Here is a 15037-nt window from a genome sequence, read left to right on the forward strand (position 1 = left end):
GGGTGTTGAGCACCTTCCGCGCCTCGGCGAGCTTGCCCTGCTGTTTCTTCTTCTTCTCACCGAGCGTCTTGCGGATGTCCGCGAGGTCGTCCAGCTTGTCCTGGGCCTCCTTGCGCTGCTGCGCGAGGGACTGCTGCTTGCCCTGGATCTTCGCCAGCGACTCGGCCTGCTTGGCGGTCAACTGGTCCAGTGCGGAGGCCTGGTCGAGGAAGCTGTCCGGGTCCGAGGCCAGGAAGAGCTGCACGGAGGGGTCGATGCCTCCGGAGCGGTACTGTGCGGCGGCGAGCGAACCGAGGCCCGAGCGGAGCGTGTTGAGCTCCTGCTGGCCGCGGGCCACCTTGTCCTGGATCGCGTCGACCTGCTTCTGGAGCTTGTCCTGCTTCTCCTTGGCCCCGCTGTACTGCTCGGTGGCCACCTCGGCCTCGTGGTAGAGCTTGTCGACCTTCGCCTTGACCTCGCTCTTGGTCGGCTTGGGGTCGGCGTGAGCGGCCTGGGAGGTGAGAGCCACGGCTGCGGCGGCAGTGGCGGTGAGCACGGTCACGCGAGTGCGGCTCGGCTGTTTGGGACGACGGTGGGACGCCACGGAGGCGAGCTCCTTCTTCCTCGAGCCGCCTACCGGGCTGCGGGGACGCGTATCCCCGGCTCCGTGCGCATGACGGACTCGGCGGTGTCTTCGTTGCCACCCCGGTTGGGTGATCAATCGTGCGAAGGTTCGAGGCCTGACCTTAGTGACCTTTCTGTGATCAGTACAAACGCCCGGAGGCAAAATCTCGTTACAGAACCTCCTTGAGTTGGTTACATCGCGCATGTTGTGGTGATCGCCTGACGGTCTGTCCCGATGAGTCCGGCAACTCGCGACCGGTCTCACCGGGCCGGCGAAAATGACTTCGAGGCAGGGGAGGCGCACAACGGGTCCGGTTCCGGGGCGTCTGCCGATGACAGGATCCCCATGGCCCACCCGCTGCTCGATATCGACGCACTGACCGAAGTGGAGCCCTGCCTGCGACAGATGGGCGAACTGTTCACCGCCTTTCGGGACCAGGATTCGGCCCGCTTCCGGGTGCCGCCCCTGCCCCAGGTGGCGCGCGCCTTCGGGCAGGTCCTGGACGCACATCTCGCGGTAGAGGCTGCCGGCTATGTAGCGGTCGACTTCTACGACGGCGCGATTCTGTACGACTTCGTCCGTGTGCCCCGGCTCCTGTTGGACGCGGGAGACAGAGAGGATGCGTGGCGAGGCCCGCCCGCGCAGTTGGGAGTCCTCGCCCGGGCCGCATGCCCCGACCCCGGCCAGAGGTTCCCGTCGGTACGCGAGTTCGCCGCCGCGTGGTGGACGGCGAGTCGGAGCTGTGCCAGGTAGATGCGGAATGGGATCAGCCGGCACGGTGCGGGGACTGCTCCGCCCATCGGACCGTGTGGGGTACCACAAGCCCGACGGCGAGGAAGATTCCGCCTGTCAGGAGCCAGCCGGGTGTGCCGGCGCCGAGGCAGAGCCAGGCCAGTAGCGAGGGTGCCGCGACGCCCGTCAGTCCACTGCCGAAGCGGAACACCCCCGCGTACTGGCCCTGTGCGTGTGCGGGGGCGAGGTTGTAGCGCAGCTCGAACGATCCGGCCGAGTACAGGAGTTCACCGAGGGTGTGGACGCCCACTCCCAGCAGTATCAGCAGGACCGCGCCCCAGGCGGGCAGGCCGGCGGCGAGGCCGATCAGGCACAGTCCGGCCAGGAAGGTCCAGCCGGCACGGCGCCAGGCCCGTGCGGCGGAAGCATTGCCGTCGATACCGCGGCTGGCTCTGACCTGCAGAACGACCACCATGGCGGTGTTGAGCAGCACGCTCGTTCCGACGAACCAGCGCGGTGCATGGGTGTGCCCGACGATCCACAGAGGCAGGGCGAAGACCAGGACAGCGCCGTTCATCGACATGATGCCGTCCAGTGCTGTGATCGCCATATAGCGGTAGTCCTTCAACGCCGACCAGCGTCCCGCACCGGCGGGCGCCGGGACAGGGGCCAGTGAAGGGAGACGGCTCACGACAACAGCCGTTGCCGCGAAGGTCAGAGCGTTGCCCAGGACGAGGCACATGTACGCGCCACGCGTGTCCAGTTGGACGACCAGCGCAGCCGGCAGGGCGCCGATACTGGAGGCCAGGTTGGCGCCGGAACGCAGATACGCCCGGAACCGGGCGGGCTGCGCACCTGCGAGTCCGCGCACGAGGGGACCCCGGGCCGCCTGGCTGGCCGATCCCGCCAGTTGGGTCAGGCAGATCACCGCTGTGAACAGCCAGAAGGAATGGACGAGGAGCAGCATCGCCATCGCGACGGCCTGCACGGCCAGCGTCAGCATGTAGATCTCACGGGGCCCGCGCCGGTCGGCAACGTGGCCGACCGGGACCCCGGCCAGCAGCCCCACGAGTGCTCCCGCGCCCATGCCGAGGCCTACCTGAGAAACCGGCAGTCCGATGGAACGGGTGAAGAAGACAGCGGCGCTGAGCATGAACACACCGCTGCCGAGCATGTTGATGAAGCCGGCTGTCGCCAGGGTGCGCCGTGGCCCGCGCTCAAGCAGCAGTCCGTGGGCGACGAGCCACGGCACGTCGTCCTGCGAACATTCGGCAGACGGTTCTTCGGGTACGCGTTTGGCCGGACTTGCCGTCAACATTCCTCCCACACCTGATGGCCCTCTTGGGTGACGCTCCCGCAACAAGGGGGCGGAGTGCGCCAACGACGATGGAGTATGAAGAGGAAAGGACGTGCGTGGAAAGGCGTCATTGCCGGGGGAAGAGTCACACGGATATCGGGAACAACCCTTGTGGCTACCGGCGTTCAAATTGGTGTGAGGGCGTCGGGCTGCCGGCTTCTCCGTGGGTGGCCGGGTTGATCGTCAGTTGCTGATCGCCGGGGCGCTGTGCAGGTAGGTCTCGTCGGTTACCTGGCTGAGCAGGAAGCCGGCCATGTCGGCGCGGCTGATGGAGAGGCCCACCACCCCGTGGCCGTAGTGCCCGGCCTTGACGTCTCCGGTGGCGGGTCTGTCGTTGAGTTTGGCCACGCGGACCAGGGTCCAGTCCAGACCGCTGGCCCGTACCGCCTCAGCGGCGGAGCGAACCTCGGCCCAGGGACGCGGCGCGGCGGTGCGGACGAACTGGGCGAGAGCATCGAACTTGCGGTCCGGCCGATCGGCGGGGTCCGGAACGCTGCACGTGGAGACGACCACGAACCGTCGGACGCCGGCGCTTTTCATGGCGGCGATGATCCTGCGCGTCGCGGCGCTCTCGGAGCCGACACCCTCGATGACGGCGTCGGCGGTCCGGATCGCTTCGAGGACCGCCTCGCCGTCATCGAGCTGTCCGGCGGCGATGGACAGGTTCTCGTGTGTGATGCGGAGTTTGCCGGGTGTGCGGGCGTAGGCCGTGACTTCGTGTCCTGCGTCCAGAGCTTTGCGGACGAGCAGTTGCCCCATCCGCCCGGTCGCGCCGAAGATCGTGATTCTCATGGTGGACGACACCTTCCTCACGGAAAACCACTAAAGAAAATTTAGTGGTTACGTTAGCACGGCGGTGTGGGGTGGGTGGTGGTCCCGACGGGGCATGGCCTGCTGGGCGATGGATGGCACATGCCGCGGTCATGTGGTGTTCCTCACGGTGAATGCATAGGCGTCGAACGCAACTGCACCCTTTGATCTTCTTTGTCCGTCCCGGAGTTGCGATGCCGTCCGGCGCAAGTGAAGAAGTCGTGATGATCAATCACCGGTACGGCCATACGATCACCTCAAGTCGCACCCGCGTGCCCCATTTCCGCTGCGACGCCTTCTTCTCTTTTTCGGATCCCGAAGGGTTCTTGTGAAGTTTCGCCGGGTTCTTGCCCCAGTTGTTGCCGCCGCAGTGACCACGCCTGCCCTCCTGCTGTCGGTTGCCCCCGCGTTCGCCGACGACAAGCCGGCAGCGCAGACACAGGAGAAGCAGACACAGGAGAAGCCGTCCATCGCGGAGCTGGAGAAGGCCGCCGCCGCAGCACAGGCGGTGTACGACGACGCCGTAGCGGACCAGAGCGCCGCTTACGCTGCGCTGAAGGCGTTCGACTCCGACACCCATCCGCTGACCGCAGCGGTCAACACCGCCCAGGCCGCCGCCGATTTGGCCGCCACCGCGAAGACGGAGGCCGATCAGGCCGTCGTCGATGCAAAGGCGGCGATCGAGGCTCTTCCGGAGACCGCCACCGAGGACGAGAAGACCGCCTCGGCGACGGTTCTCGCCGAGGCGGAGGCCGCTTCGACAATTGCCACTGAGGCCAAAACGGCCGCCGACGCCAAGGTCGTGGAAGCCGACGACGCGCGTGACGACGCCAGGGTCGCCGCGGCGCGAGCGGTGGACCTGGCGCAGCAGGCCACGAAGGAGGCCCTCGCCGACAAGACCGCTGCCGACGAGGCACTGGCCGAGGCGAAGGAGGCGGCCGAGGAGGGTGAGGACGGCGAGGAATGTGTCGCCGAGCCCGAGCTCACCACGGTCGTCACGGGCCTGCCCTCCACGGTCGTCGCGGGTACGAAGGTCAACTTCGAACTGCGGGTGGCCAACGGCACCGACAGGACGATGGACAAGGTGCTGCCCTTCGCCTACGTCCACGCGACCGACCGGAGCGGGCTCAACGACCTCGATGACCTGGTGCATCTGCAGTGGTCGTCCGCCTCTTCCTCGACATGGAAGACCGTCGACAACGAGCACTACATGGACGCCATCAGTCCGCTGAAGGCCGGCGCCCACGTCGATGTCAAGATGCGCCTCACGATCGATGCCTTGGCACCCGCAGGTAACGGTGTCACCTTCGTCGCCGGTGACTACTTCAACGACAACGGCAGTTGCGGTGGGAGCCCGGACCTCGAGGGCTACGAGTTCCTGATCGCCGCGGCGGGCAGCAAGCCCGGCAAGGTCGACGACGCCAAGCCCAGTACGACCGAGTCGGCCGCTCCCGACCTCAAGCCGCAGAGCGGCTCGTCGGCCGGTCCCGTGAACGGCAGCCTTGCCGCCACGGGTTCGACCTCCGGGATATCGCAAGTCGCCCTCGCGAGCGGCGCGGCCCTGGCGATCGGTGCGGGCGCGATGTTCGCCGCACGCCGTCGCAAGGCCGGCTCCCACGTCTGAGGCATGACGCGGGGGGCGAGCGGGCGCCCCGGGCCATGCGCTGACCGCCCGACGGGCCCGGCACCGAGCGGTGTCGGGCCCGTCGAGGTGAAACGGTCGTGCCGGGGGTGAGATGCGGGAGGCTGCAACCCTGGCTGCTGGGCTCATGGCCCCGGCCCATGACCTCGTGCACTGGGTAGGCGGGCTGTTCCCGGACCGTGTGGGAGCCAGGATCGGCAAGCGGATCTACGCCGTACGCCAGGTGGTCCAGGCGTCGCCTGTGCCCAAGCCCACCCAGGAGCTGGTGCAGTCGCGTGCCAGGCGGATCAACGGCTGCGGCTTCTGCGTCGACGGCCAGGGCAAGGGCCGCGACTGCCGGTGGGAGCTCCGCCCGGCTCGGTCCGGTCGCCGCCTGGCGCCATTCCACCGTGTTCACCGAGGCCGAGCGGGCCGCACTGGCGCTCACCGAGGAAGGCACCCGCATCGCCGACGCGCAGCCCGGTGTCTCCGACGAGACCTGGCGGCCGGGTGCGCAAGCAGTACGACGAGGACCGGGCCGTCGCGCTGGTCTCGTTGATCGCCGTGATCAACGCAAGCAACCGGATCGGCGTGATCCTGAACAACCAGGGCGGTTCCCGCGGACCCGGCGCCTTCGCCGCTGTCGTGGACCGGCTGCCGGACGGCCTGCCGGCCCTGCCCCGGAGCGGTCCACGTGGTGAGAATAAGGAGTGGAGGGTTCACCGCGCGGTTGCTAGCTTGCGGATGACCGTGAAACCGCCCGAGGAGGTGAGACCCATGAACGCTGTATCGACGTGGGTGCTCCCCCTTCCCGTCACGGCCGGCGACTGACGTAGGTGTCGCCGGGAGCGCCTCGACAACAAGGCACTCCTGAAAGGCATCACCTGTGTACTCTCTGCAGTTCACCGCTGAGTCGTCATCAAACGCCATGGTCGAAAGGGACTTCACCGTGGGGGAGATCCCCGGTGTTCTCTGGTCACCTGACTCCGGTGCCGGCCGGGCACCCCTGGTGCTGATGGGGCACGGCGGCGGTACGCACAAGAAGGCACCGGCCATGGCGGGCCGGGCTCATCGCCTCGTGACGGGCTGCGGCTTCCATGTCGCCGTCATCGACGTGCCGGGGCACGGCGACCGGCCGCGCACGGCGCACGACGAGCGGGAGATGGCCGCGCTGTACCGGGCGAGGGCGGCGGGCGAGCCCGAAGGCCCGGTCGTCGTGCGGTACAACGCGCATCTGGCGGAGCTTGCCGTGCCCGAATGGAGGGCGACCCTGGACGCCCTCCAGGACCTTCCGGAGATCGGCGCCGGCGGGCCGGTCGGCTACTTCGGCATCAATATGGGGACCGCGATCGGGATACCGCTCGTGGCGGTCGAGCCCAGGATCACGGCCGCCGTCTTCGGTCAGCACTGGCCCGACGTCCTGGCCGAGAAGGCGAAGCGGATCGACGTCCCCGTCGAGTTCGACATGCAGTGGGACGACGAGCACATCCCGCGCGAGGCCGGTCTGGCGCTGTTCGACGCCTTCGCCTCGAAGGAGAAGACGTTGCACGCCAACGCGGGCAGGCACAAGGAGCTGCCCCGGTTCGAGGCCGACAGCGCGGTCCGGTTCTTCGCCCGGCATCTTGGTCGAGCGGTCGGCTCGCCGGCCTGACGCGCGTTGTGGCGGTGCACGGCCTGCCGGTCGTGCACCGCCCCCAGGTTCCGTTCAGCTCACCGGCGGCCCGGTGCCGGGCGCAGTGCGTCGATGACGAGGTCGAGGAGCCGGCCGGTCTGTTCGGGCGTGTTGCCGGGTGCCGTGGCGAGGAACACGCCGAGCAGCATCGTGGTGACGTCGTCGGCCTCGACGTGCTTGAGCTGTGCCTAGCGGAGGGCATCGCCTGGGTGCCGTACTTCCCGCTCGGCGGCGCCTTCCCCGGCATGCCGAAGGTGACCGAGGAGCCGGCTGTCACCGACGCGGCCCGGGCGCTGGGGGTCACCCCGTCGCAGGTGGGCCTCGCGTGGCTGCTGCAGCATGCCCCGAACGTGCACCTCATCCCGGGCACCGCCGACGCGGACCACCTTCGGGCGAACGTTGCGGTGGGCGCGCTCGCTCTCGACGAGGCGACGGTCGCCGCCCTCGATGCCGTTCCCTCCAGCTCGGCCGACGTGCCGCTGGGCTGACCGGCCTCTCCCGCGTCGTGGCCGCCCGCTCAGGGTGTCGGAGTGGGCGGCTCTGCATGTTCATCGGGCTGTGAGGTGCGGGCCGGTGGGAGGTTCAGGATGCGTGCCAATATGGCGCGTTTGCTTATAACCCGCGTGCGCAAGTATTGTTCTCAGGGTTAGCGAACGCCGCGTACCCCGCGCCCGGACGACACCAGCGGGCTGTGTAGCACGCATTCATCCGGACCACGCGGTCCGTCCGTGCGCTCCACGCGGCATCCCCCTCCACCGGCATCATCGAGGTAACCCCATGAGCATCCGCTCCCTGCTGCCCGGCCGAATCGGCTTCGGCACCGCACCCCTCGGCAACATGTTCCGCGCCATCCCCGAAGACGAGGCCGCCGCCACCGTGCAGGCCGCCTGGAACCAGGGCATCCGGTATTTCGACACCGCACCGCTGTACGGCGCGGGCCTTGCGGAGATCCGTCTCGGTGACGTGCTCGCCCAGCAGCCCCGCGACGCGTTCATCCTGTCGACGAAGGTCGGACGGGTCATCCTCGACGAGGTCGAGGACCCCGCCGGCCGTGAACTCGGCGAGAAGGGAGCCCTGTTCGAGCACGGACGTCCCAACCGGATCGTGAACGACTACAGTGCCGACGCCACCCTGCGCTCCGTGGAGGACAGCCTCAAGCGTCTGAGGACGGACCGCCTCGACATCGTCTGGGTCCACGACGTCGCCCAGGACTTCTACGGCGACGAATGGGTCAGCGTCTACGAGAGTGCCCGCACGGGCGCCTTCCGCGCGCTCGCACGGCTGAAGGACGAAGGTGTGATCAAGGCCTGGGGCCTCGGCGTCAACAAGGTCGAGCCGCTGGAGATGACGCTGGACCTGGAGGAGCCGCAGCCCGACGCGTTCCTGCTGGCCGGACGCTACACGCTGCTCGACCACGAGCGGGCCCTGCAGCGGCTGCTCCGCGCCGCGGCCGCGCAGGGCGTGGACATCGTCGTCGGCGGCCCGTACAGCTCCGGCATTCTCGCCGGCGGCAGTCACTTCGAGTACGCCGAGGCGCCCGTGGAAATCGTCGACAAGGTGAGCCGCATCAAGGCACTGGCCGAGGAGAACGGCATCGGCATCAAGGCCGCGGCCCTCCAGTTCGTGCTGGCCCACCCCGCCGTCGCCGCGGCCATTCCCGGGGCGACCCGGCCCAGCCGTATCGCCGAGGACCTCGGAGCTCTCGCTCAGGACGTTCCCCAGGAGTTCTGGGCGGCCCTGCGCGAGCAGAGGATCATCGCCGAGGACGCGCCCGTACCTGCCAACTGACGCGACGGCCCGGTGCGGTGGCGATAGCGGGCGCCAATACCGTCGAGGTCATGGGCCGCGATCAGTCCAAGGCCGCTGGCCAAGGCTTCATCGACCTGGGCCGCCTCGGGTCGTCCGACCGCCACGCCGATCTTGCCCTGCTCTTCGCCCCTGCGCGAGAGACATGGACGGACGCGGAGCAGGCGGCGGCCGCGGACGCAGCGTTCGCCGAACGGTACGGCGTCGCCCCCGACCACGGCCGTCTGAGCTTCTGCCTCCATCTCGACCCGCTCACCTGGGACTCTCCGAGTACGCCCCAACAGGTCTGACCCCGGACAGTAGTGGCGCTACGTCTGCGGTACGCCCCTGACGAACACCATCCCGTCGATCCTCGCCAGGTGGGCCGGGTCGAACGGGGCGTAGCCGAACCAGGGCGATACGCGGAGCGCGGGCCGGGTGTCACCGAGGGCGGTGGCCAGTTGCGAGGAATCGATCACGTACCGGTCCTCCGGGAGCGCGTACAGGAGCCCTTCGACGGTGTCCGGCGGTGGCGTGTCCACCCCCTGGTGCGGGATCGTCCCGAGGGCCGTGGCCACGAAGGCGTACTCCTTCCCGAGCCGGGTGCCGACCAGCGCACCGGCGCTCCACCACTCCACCCGTACCGTGCCCATCCGCATCGAACTCTTCTCCCGCTGGAGATGGGAGTTGTGGGCGTTGACGAGCGCCGGGCCCCGGCCGACGAGGGCGAGGAGGTTGTGGGCCATCATCTGGTCCCGCACGCCCATCAGCCGGGTCATGCGGGCCGGTGAGGTGTCGGCCATCCAGTGGTGGTAGCGCAGCAGTCCGGCCGCGGTGCGTGCGTACAGGCGCGCCCGGTCCCAGCCGTCCTGCGAGGTCGCCGTGATCAGGTAGGGCGTCTGCGCGTCGAGGAGTGCCGCCAGATCGTCTGTGAGCGGCCGCAGTTGACCGGCCTCGGCCGACTGCCCCACGGACCGGGCCGGGTCCCTCATGGCGGCAGGATCGGTCCACCGGTCGTCGGCGCCGAGCAGACGGTCGAGCGTTTCCGCGGTGCAGGGGAGGAGGTCCGCGTCCACCCGGGCCGCGAGGTAGCCGTGGAGTGCGGTGAGAGCCTGCCGGGGGCTTGCGGCGCCGGTGATCTCCAGCGGGCCGTCGATCCCGGCGAACCGTAGCCGTTCGGACGTGGGCAGGCCGGTGTTGTGGGCGCGCATCCAGCGGACGAGCTCGCGATTGCCCTCGAAGGCGCCCCAGTCGTGGCTGAATCCGTGCTCCATGACCTCGTCGAGGGTGCCCGCGCCCGAGGTGACGTAGTCGTCCACGATCAGGCCCGTCATGCAGTCGCTCTCCAAGGCGATCGTCCGGTAGCCCTCCTGCTCGACGAGTTGCCGGAAGAGTTCGTTGCGTGTGTCGAGCAGGGCGCCCTCGCCGTGAGTGGGCTCGCCCAGGGCCAGCAGCCGAGGCCGGCCTGTGAACAGCCTCATGACGGCGGCAGCATCGACGGTGTGCACGGCGTCCTTGATGTCAGTAGCCATGCATTCAACGGTATCGTTGAACCTTCGGTGTAAACTTTCTCGCGATATTGGCGGGCTCATGGGGAGAAACCCTCAAACCGGTGACCGGCTCAGGCCCGTTGATCTGGCGCGCGGGCACGGACTGTCCACGCAGGCGGTCAGGAACTACGAGGCGGCCGGCATCCTCCCGGAGGCCGGCCGCACACCCCACGGCTACCGCACCTACACCTCGCTGCACGCCGCGGCCCTGCGCGCCTTTCTCGCCCTGGTGCCCGGCCACGGTCACCGGTCGGCGACGTCGGTCATGCGGGCCGTGAACCAGGGCGCGGTCGACGAGGCGTTCCGCGTCATCGACGAGAGTCACGTCCAGCTCCTCGACGACCGGCGAACCCTCCATGCCGTGGAGAGGGCCCTCGGCGACCTGGAACCGGTCCCGCCGCCCGGTCCCGCCGCGGTACCCCGGCCGGCCGGGACCGGAATGCCCGGGCCCGGTGGCACGTTCATCGGGCCGCTGGCAGGGGAGCTCGGCATCCGGCCGGCGACGCTGCGCACATGGGAACGCGCCGGGCTGGTGAGCCCGCGCCGCGACCCGCGTACCGGCTACCGCGTATACGACGAGCCCGATGTACGGGACGCCAGGCTGGCCCACCAGCTCAGGCGGGGCGGCTATCTGCTGGAGCAGATCGCACCGCTGATCACACAGGTGCGCGCGGCCGGCGGGCTGGAACCGCTGGAGGCTGCCCTGCGGGACTGGCACGCCCGGCTGTCCGCCCGCGGGCGGGCCATGCTGACCGGGGCCGCAGAGTTGGACACGTACCTCCGCGAGCGCGGATGAGCCGGATCTTTCCCGCCCGGCCACTGCGGGCCGGAAGTCCGGTTGCCCGCTCGGCTACCGCCCCGGCACATCCCGGCGTGTCGTACTTCAGCTACTGAACGGCAAGTGCCGCATCGATCTCCCGGACGAACGGTTCCAGGTCACCGGGGTTGCGTGAGGTGATGAGCTGCCAGCCGCCCGACCTGTCGGTGACCACCGGCTCGTCGGCCCAGTCACCGCCCGCGTTACGGATGTCGGTCCGCAGAGAGGCGTAGGAGGTGAGCCGCTTCCCGGTGACGGCACCGGCCTCCACCAGAACCCAGGGTCCGTGGCAGATGGCGGCGACGGGGCGGCCGGATCCGGTGAAGGACCGCACGATCCGGGTGGCAGCGCTCTGCAGCCGGAGCGTATCGGCGTTCAGCGTGCCGCCCGGGATGAGCAGGAGGTCGTAGCCTGCCGGATCGACGCCGTCCAGGGTGAGGTCGGGGTGGAGAGTCTTGCCGGGGTCCTTGTCGCCGACGAGCGTTTCGACGTCGTCCGAGGTCACTGCGGCGACATCGACCTGGACTCCTCGTGCGCGAAGGTGATCGGCCGGCACGACGAGCTCGTCCTGCTCGAGGCCGTAGTTGGTGACGATCGCCAGCACCTTGAGCTTGGTCATGCCGTGGTCGGACATCAGTGAGCGTCCTTCCTGCGTTGTGTGTCGTACGCGTTCTGTCCGCCGTGAGCGGCGGATCGAGGCAGCACGGAGGCGTTGAAGCCTCAGCGGCTGACGGCCCTGAGCAGCTGCTCCTTGTTCATGGTCGAGCGGCCCTCGATGTTCTTTTTCTTGGCCTCTTCGTACAGCTGGTCCCTGGTCCGGCCCTGTGCGCCCTTGTGCGAGCGCTCACCACCGCGCTGCGAGGCGGACTTCGGGTCCTGGGTCGATGTCCTGCTCGCCGTCCGGGACTCACCGGAACGGGCGCGTTCCTTGTTGACGGTGCGGGCGGCGATCTCCTTCGCCCGCCCCTCCGACGTGCCGCGCTTCTCGGCGCTCTCCTTCACGTGCTCGTACTGGCGCTCGCGCTTGCGGCTGGATCCTGCCGGCATGGCATGTCCTCCTCGTCGATCTCCCGGATGACCGGGCCGGGGGACCCGGTCATCCGGACGGCCACACGGATGCGGTCCGTCGTACACCCGGGTTACCACTGGCCCACCCCCGAAACATGACACCGCCCGTACGGCTGCGCCCACCGGGCCGCGCGCTCGGGTGACCCGGACCCGCAGCGGCCGACCGGACAGTCGTTCAACCGGCGTGCCGTGCGGGCGGCACGGCTTTCAGAACACCCAGGGCCTGTCTCTTCGATCGTGCGGCTCGTGCACCGATGATTCTTGTGATCCGCTGCGGTCTGTATCTCCAAGGCCGTGCCGGTGGTCGGTCACGCCGCACATCACCGGTAGGCGAGTAGCCGCGATTCGAGGAGTGCCGTGATCATCATTGCTGGGAAGTTGTGGGTGGACGCTGCTGACCGCGACGTATATCTGGCCGGATGCTCGAAGGCCGTTGAGCAGGCTCGTGCGGCCGCCGGCTGCCTGGATTTCGCTCTGTCGGCCGACCTGGCCGAGCCGGACCGGATCAACGTGTACGAGCGTTGGGAGACTGATGAGGCTCTCGCCCGCTTCCGTGGCTCGGGTCCGGAACCCGAGCAGGCAGCTCAGATCCGCGACGCGGAGGTGAGCAAGTACCGGATCTCCGGTGTTGAGGGCCCGTAGCCCATGTCTGTCCCTCACGATCCGAGCCGGACGAGGATCGCAGCAGCAGTGACCGTGCCGAGACAGAGGTATCCGCGCCTGCCAATCGGTCAGATCCCCGCCGCTGAGCACGATCAGATCAACGAGTCACTGATCGAAGGGACGCCGCCTAGCCGATGAGGGCCTCGGTGATCTGGCGGGTGGTCTGCGCGGCGACCCGGGGGCTGACCGCGGCGTAGGCGGTGAACGCGTTCAGACCGGTGGCCAGGGCCCAGCCGCGGCCCCGGGCCCAGGTGGCATCGTCGAGTTCGAGCGCGGTCCGGAAGCAGGCGCGGCTCCCGGCGGACATCAGGGTGTAGGCGATGGTCAGGTCGGGCGCCGGGTCCCCGATGCCGAGCCCGCCGAAGTCGATGACGGAACTGAGGCGGCCGTCGACCGTCAGCAGGTTGCCCGTGTGGAAGTCACCGTGGAACCAGACCGGAGGGCGATCCCATGCCGGGGCATGCAGCGCTTCGTCCCACAGCTGGGTCATGGCCGCTGTGTCGAACACGCCGCCCACCTCGGCGATGGCGGCGCGCGTCGCCCGGTCGCGGTCGGCCAACGGCGCCCCCGCGAGGCCTTCGTGGACTTCCTGGGCTCCCGGGGCCGCGATGTCCGCGGTCGTGAACTGCTGAAGAGCGGTCAGGAATCCCGCCAGAGCGACGGCGGTGCCGGGCGAGTCGGCCAGCGCCTCGACGGTGGCCACCTCTCCGTGCAGCCAACGGGTCACCGCCCACGGCCACGGATAGCCGAGACCGGGCCGCCCCACCGCCACTGGGACCGGGACGGTCAGCGGCAGGTGCGGGGCGAGCCGGGGCAGCCACTCGGACTCCTTACGTGCCTGCCCGATGGCACCGGAATGGCGGGGCAGCCGGACGGACAGCCCGGTCCCCAGCCGGTGGATCACATGGTCCGAGCCGGCCGGATCGACTGTCGTCAGCGGCAGTCCGGCCCACTGCGGAAACTGGCTGTCGACCAGGCGTCTGACCAGCACCGTATCGATGGTGGGCACTCTGTCGGTGACTTCGCTGTCCATCGGAGTGGCCGCCCTCGTCCCTCTCGGAAGCCTGCCGCGTCAACCGGGCCGACGCATTCGAAAGGTCAACCTACGCCGGTGTCATGGGGGTCACCGAACGCTTTTTGTCTCCGAGACTTCCGGGGCCCGGGGCCGGGAAGCAGGAGCCCGCGGACTCAGGAGATCACGGCTTCGTCCCCGCCCTCGCTGTGGCCGAGCCGGCCCGCCGTCTCCTTGGCGGGCAGCTGCGGATAGAAGCGCCGGGCCCAGCGCCTGAAGGGGCCGATCGGGCCGTCGCCTGAGGCCAGTCGGGGCGGCTGCCGGTACTGCTTGTGATGCCAGATCGGGAAGTCCGCCGCTGTGAACTCGCAACTGGACCGGAAGACGACGCGGTCCAGCAGCCGGGCCGCGGTACGGCTGACCGCCCGCGCGAGGGGGGCCGGCAGCCGGTCCGGCTCCGCGAACGAGATCCGGTTCAGCTGCCGGAACTGCATCCGGTTGGGAGCGATCGCCGTAGGCATCACCATCGTGCACATCCGCAGCCCGAACCGAGGTGTGTGCACGTCGGCGTGCAGGCAGCCGAGCCCGTATCCGTCCACCTCCACATCGACGGTGAAGCCGCCTACGAGCGGTGCCGTCTCATGGGCGCGCATGGATACGTGGAACGTGGCGTCGTCATACGTCACCGGCCCGCCGATCTCGGCCCTGGACCAGCCGTGCAGGGTGGCGAAGTGTCCGAGGTCCACCGAGTTCTCGATGACCTCCTGGACGTTTCCGGCCAGCTCCCAGGCGGCCGTACGGGCGGGCCGGTGGCCGATCTCGTGCCAGCGGGGGATCAGCCAGTCCGGCGCGCGACCGTCGTGGTGCCGCCAGACGAAGACGGCGCCGTTGACCTCGTGCACGGGCAGCTGCGTCAGCGGGGAACGCGGCGGCGGCGTGCCGTACCCCGTGCGCAGGCACGCACCGTCGGGCCCGAACGCGAAGAAGTGGAACGGGCACGTGAGGTCGTCGCCGTCGACCTTCGCCAGACCGAGATGGGCACCGAGGTGCGGACAGTACGGGTGGACGGCCCGGAGCGCTCCGGAGCCCAGCCGGTACAGCACGACGTCCTGACCGGCCAGCGGCCGGGTCAGTACGGTGCCCGGACGTAGCTCGTGCGAGAAGGCCAGCGCCGACCAGCCGCTCGGGTAGGGGAGGGAGGGCGCCCCTGCGGCGTCCGCCGGGGTCGGACCCTCACTGATGACACGCCCGTACTCGGTTGGCACTTCCACGACTTCCCCTTCCACGATGCGTCGCCGGAAGGCTGCCCAGACCACCGCGTGTTCCACTCGACACGCCGCACCTCA

The 15037-nt window shown here is 69.2% G+C and carries 14 protein-coding genes and 4 pseudogenes; 9 read left to right on the forward strand and 9 right to left on the reverse strand.

Features of this window, described 5'->3' with window-relative positions:
• Positions 1-583: coiled-coil domain-containing protein (locus ACFVW8_RS27095; protein ID WP_389694382.1), on the reverse strand; the 583-nt coding region annotated here is incomplete at its 3' end.
• Between the two features lie 366 nt (positions 584-949).
• Between ACFVW8_RS27095 and ACFVW8_RS27100 the strand changes: the two genes are divergently transcribed.
• Entirely contained in the window at positions 950-1357 is a 408-nt protein-coding gene (locus ACFVW8_RS27100; protein WP_389694384.1) for a hypothetical protein, read from the forward strand.
• 13 nt (positions 1358-1370) lie between these two features.
• Here the strand turns inward: ACFVW8_RS27100 and ACFVW8_RS27105 are convergent, their stop codons facing one another.
• Both ACFVW8_RS27105 and ACFVW8_RS27110 read right to left on the reverse strand, forming a co-directional pair.
• The gene (locus ACFVW8_RS27105; protein ID WP_389694386.1) at positions 1371-2588 is read right to left on the reverse strand and encodes an MFS transporter; all 1218 of its coding nucleotides are present in this window, start codon (positions 2586-2588) and stop codon (positions 1371-1373) included.
• A gap of 288 nt (positions 2589-2876) precedes the next feature.
• Complete coding sequence (locus tag ACFVW8_RS27110; protein ID WP_389694388.1) at positions 2877-3485, reverse strand: NAD(P)-dependent oxidoreductase; 609 nt, start codon at positions 3483-3485, stop codon at positions 2877-2879.
• 346 nt (positions 3486-3831) lie between these two features.
• On the opposite strand from ACFVW8_RS27110, the gene ACFVW8_RS27115 reads away from it, so the two are divergent.
• The 3 genes and pseudogenes from ACFVW8_RS27115 to ACFVW8_RS27125 all read left to right on the forward strand — a co-directional run bounded on the left by ACFVW8_RS27115 (position 3832) and on the right by ACFVW8_RS27125 (position 6775).
• The gene (locus ACFVW8_RS27115) at positions 3832-5127 is read left to right on the forward strand and encodes a peptidase (protein ID WP_389694390.1); all 1296 of its coding nucleotides are present in this window, start codon (positions 3832-3834) and stop codon (positions 5125-5127) included.
• Positions 5128-5272: 145 nt separating this feature from the next.
• Positions 5273-5766 (forward strand): annotated as a pseudogene (locus ACFVW8_RS27120) (carboxymuconolactone decarboxylase family protein); the annotation flags it as partial.
• A gap of 244 nt (positions 5767-6010) precedes the next feature.
• Positions 6011-6775, forward strand: a complete 765-nt coding sequence (locus ACFVW8_RS27125; RefSeq protein ID WP_389694391.1) for an alpha/beta hydrolase — start codon at positions 6011-6013, stop codon at positions 6773-6775.
• Between the two features lie 59 nt (positions 6776-6834).
• On the opposite strand, the pseudogene ACFVW8_RS27130 reads toward ACFVW8_RS27125, so the two are convergent.
• Positions 6835-6969, reverse strand: a pseudogene (locus ACFVW8_RS27130) (TetR/AcrR family transcriptional regulator); the annotation flags it as partial.
• On the opposite strand from ACFVW8_RS27130, the pseudogene ACFVW8_RS27135 reads away from it, so the two are divergent.
• The 3 genes and pseudogenes from ACFVW8_RS27135 to ACFVW8_RS27145 all read left to right on the forward strand — a co-directional run.
• Positions 6967-7284: pseudogene (locus tag ACFVW8_RS27135) on the forward strand (aldo/keto reductase); the annotation flags it as partial. The pseudogenes ACFVW8_RS27130 and ACFVW8_RS27135 overlap by 3 nt on opposite strands.
• A gap of 289 nt (positions 7285-7573) precedes the next feature.
• Positions 7574-8584, forward strand: coding sequence for an aldo/keto reductase (locus ACFVW8_RS27140; protein ID WP_389694393.1), 1011 nt, complete (start codon positions 7574-7576; stop codon positions 8582-8584).
• 83 nt (positions 8585-8667) lie between these two features.
• Positions 8668-8892, forward strand: a pseudogene (locus ACFVW8_RS27145) (hypothetical protein); the annotation flags it as partial.
• Between the two features lie 18 nt (positions 8893-8910).
• Here ACFVW8_RS27145 and ACFVW8_RS27150 read toward each other — a convergent pair.
• Positions 8911-10113, reverse strand: coding sequence for an erythromycin esterase family protein (locus tag ACFVW8_RS27150; protein WP_389694395.1), 1203 nt, complete (start codon positions 10111-10113; stop codon positions 8911-8913).
• A 58-nt stretch (positions 10114-10171) separates the two neighbouring features.
• On the opposite strand from ACFVW8_RS27150, the gene ACFVW8_RS27155 reads away from it, so the two are divergent.
• Complete coding sequence (locus ACFVW8_RS27155; RefSeq protein ID WP_389694397.1) at positions 10172-10927, forward strand: TioE family transcriptional regulator; 756 nt, start codon at positions 10172-10174, stop codon at positions 10925-10927.
• 91 nt (positions 10928-11018) lie between these two features.
• Here the strand turns inward: ACFVW8_RS27155 and ACFVW8_RS27160 are convergent, their stop codons facing one another.
• Both ACFVW8_RS27160 and ACFVW8_RS27165 read right to left on the reverse strand, forming a co-directional pair.
• Positions 11019-11582, reverse strand: coding sequence for a DJ-1/PfpI/YhbO family deglycase/protease (locus tag ACFVW8_RS27160; protein ID WP_389694399.1), 564 nt, complete (start codon positions 11580-11582; stop codon positions 11019-11021).
• Between the two features lie 86 nt (positions 11583-11668).
• Positions 11669-11995, reverse strand: coding sequence for a plasmid stabilization protein (locus ACFVW8_RS27165; protein WP_389694401.1), 327 nt, complete (start codon positions 11993-11995; stop codon positions 11669-11671).
• A 378-nt stretch (positions 11996-12373) separates the two neighbouring features.
• Between ACFVW8_RS27165 and ACFVW8_RS27170 the strand changes: the two genes are divergently transcribed.
• Positions 12374-12658, forward strand: a complete 285-nt coding sequence (locus tag ACFVW8_RS27170) for a putative quinol monooxygenase (protein ID WP_389694403.1) — start codon at positions 12374-12376, stop codon at positions 12656-12658.
• Between the two features lie 148 nt (positions 12659-12806).
• On the opposite strand, the gene ACFVW8_RS27175 is transcribed toward ACFVW8_RS27170, so the two are convergent.
• Positions 12807-13712, reverse strand: coding sequence for an aminoglycoside phosphotransferase family protein (locus tag ACFVW8_RS27175; RefSeq protein ID WP_389694405.1), 906 nt, complete (start codon positions 13710-13712; stop codon positions 12807-12809).
• A 155-nt stretch (positions 13713-13867) separates the two neighbouring features.
• Complete coding sequence (locus ACFVW8_RS27180; protein WP_389694407.1) at positions 13868-14962, reverse strand: Rieske 2Fe-2S domain-containing protein; 1095 nt, start codon at positions 14960-14962, stop codon at positions 13868-13870.
• Positions 14963-15037: the final 75 nt, after the last annotated feature.

Origin of the sequence: Streptomyces sp. NPDC058221 (genome assembly GCF_042882365.1) — a bacterium.
Classification (GTDB): Bacteria; Actinomycetota; Actinomycetes; order Streptomycetales; family Streptomycetaceae; genus Streptomyces.

Coding starts and splice junctions, on each gene's coding strand:
- ACFVW8_RS27100 (WP_389694384.1), top strand. CDS start 950: ATGGCCCACCCGCTGCTCGATATCGACGCACTGACCGAAGTGGAGCCC.
- ACFVW8_RS27110 (WP_389694388.1), bottom strand. CDS start 3,485: ATGAGAATCACGATCTTCGGCGCGACCGGGCGGATGGGGCAACTGCTC.
- ACFVW8_RS27140 (WP_389694393.1), top strand. CDS start 7,574: ATGAGCATCCGCTCCCTGCTGCCCGGCCGAATCGGCTTCGGCACCGCA.
- ACFVW8_RS27150 (WP_389694395.1), bottom strand. CDS start 10,113: ATGGCTACTGACATCAAGGACGCCGTGCACACCGTCGATGCTGCCGCC.
- ACFVW8_RS27155 (WP_389694397.1), top strand. CDS start 10,172: ATGGGGAGAAACCCTCAAACCGGTGACCGGCTCAGGCCCGTTGATCTG.
- ACFVW8_RS27160 (WP_389694399.1), bottom strand. CDS start 11,582: ATGTCCGACCACGGCATGACCAAGCTCAAGGTGCTGGCGATCGTCACC.
- ACFVW8_RS27165 (WP_389694401.1), bottom strand. CDS start 11,995: ATGCCGGCAGGATCCAGCCGCAAGCGCGAGCGCCAGTACGAGCACGTG.
- ACFVW8_RS27175 (WP_389694405.1), bottom strand. CDS start 13,712: ATGGACAGCGAAGTCACCGACAGAGTGCCCACCATCGATACGGTGCTG.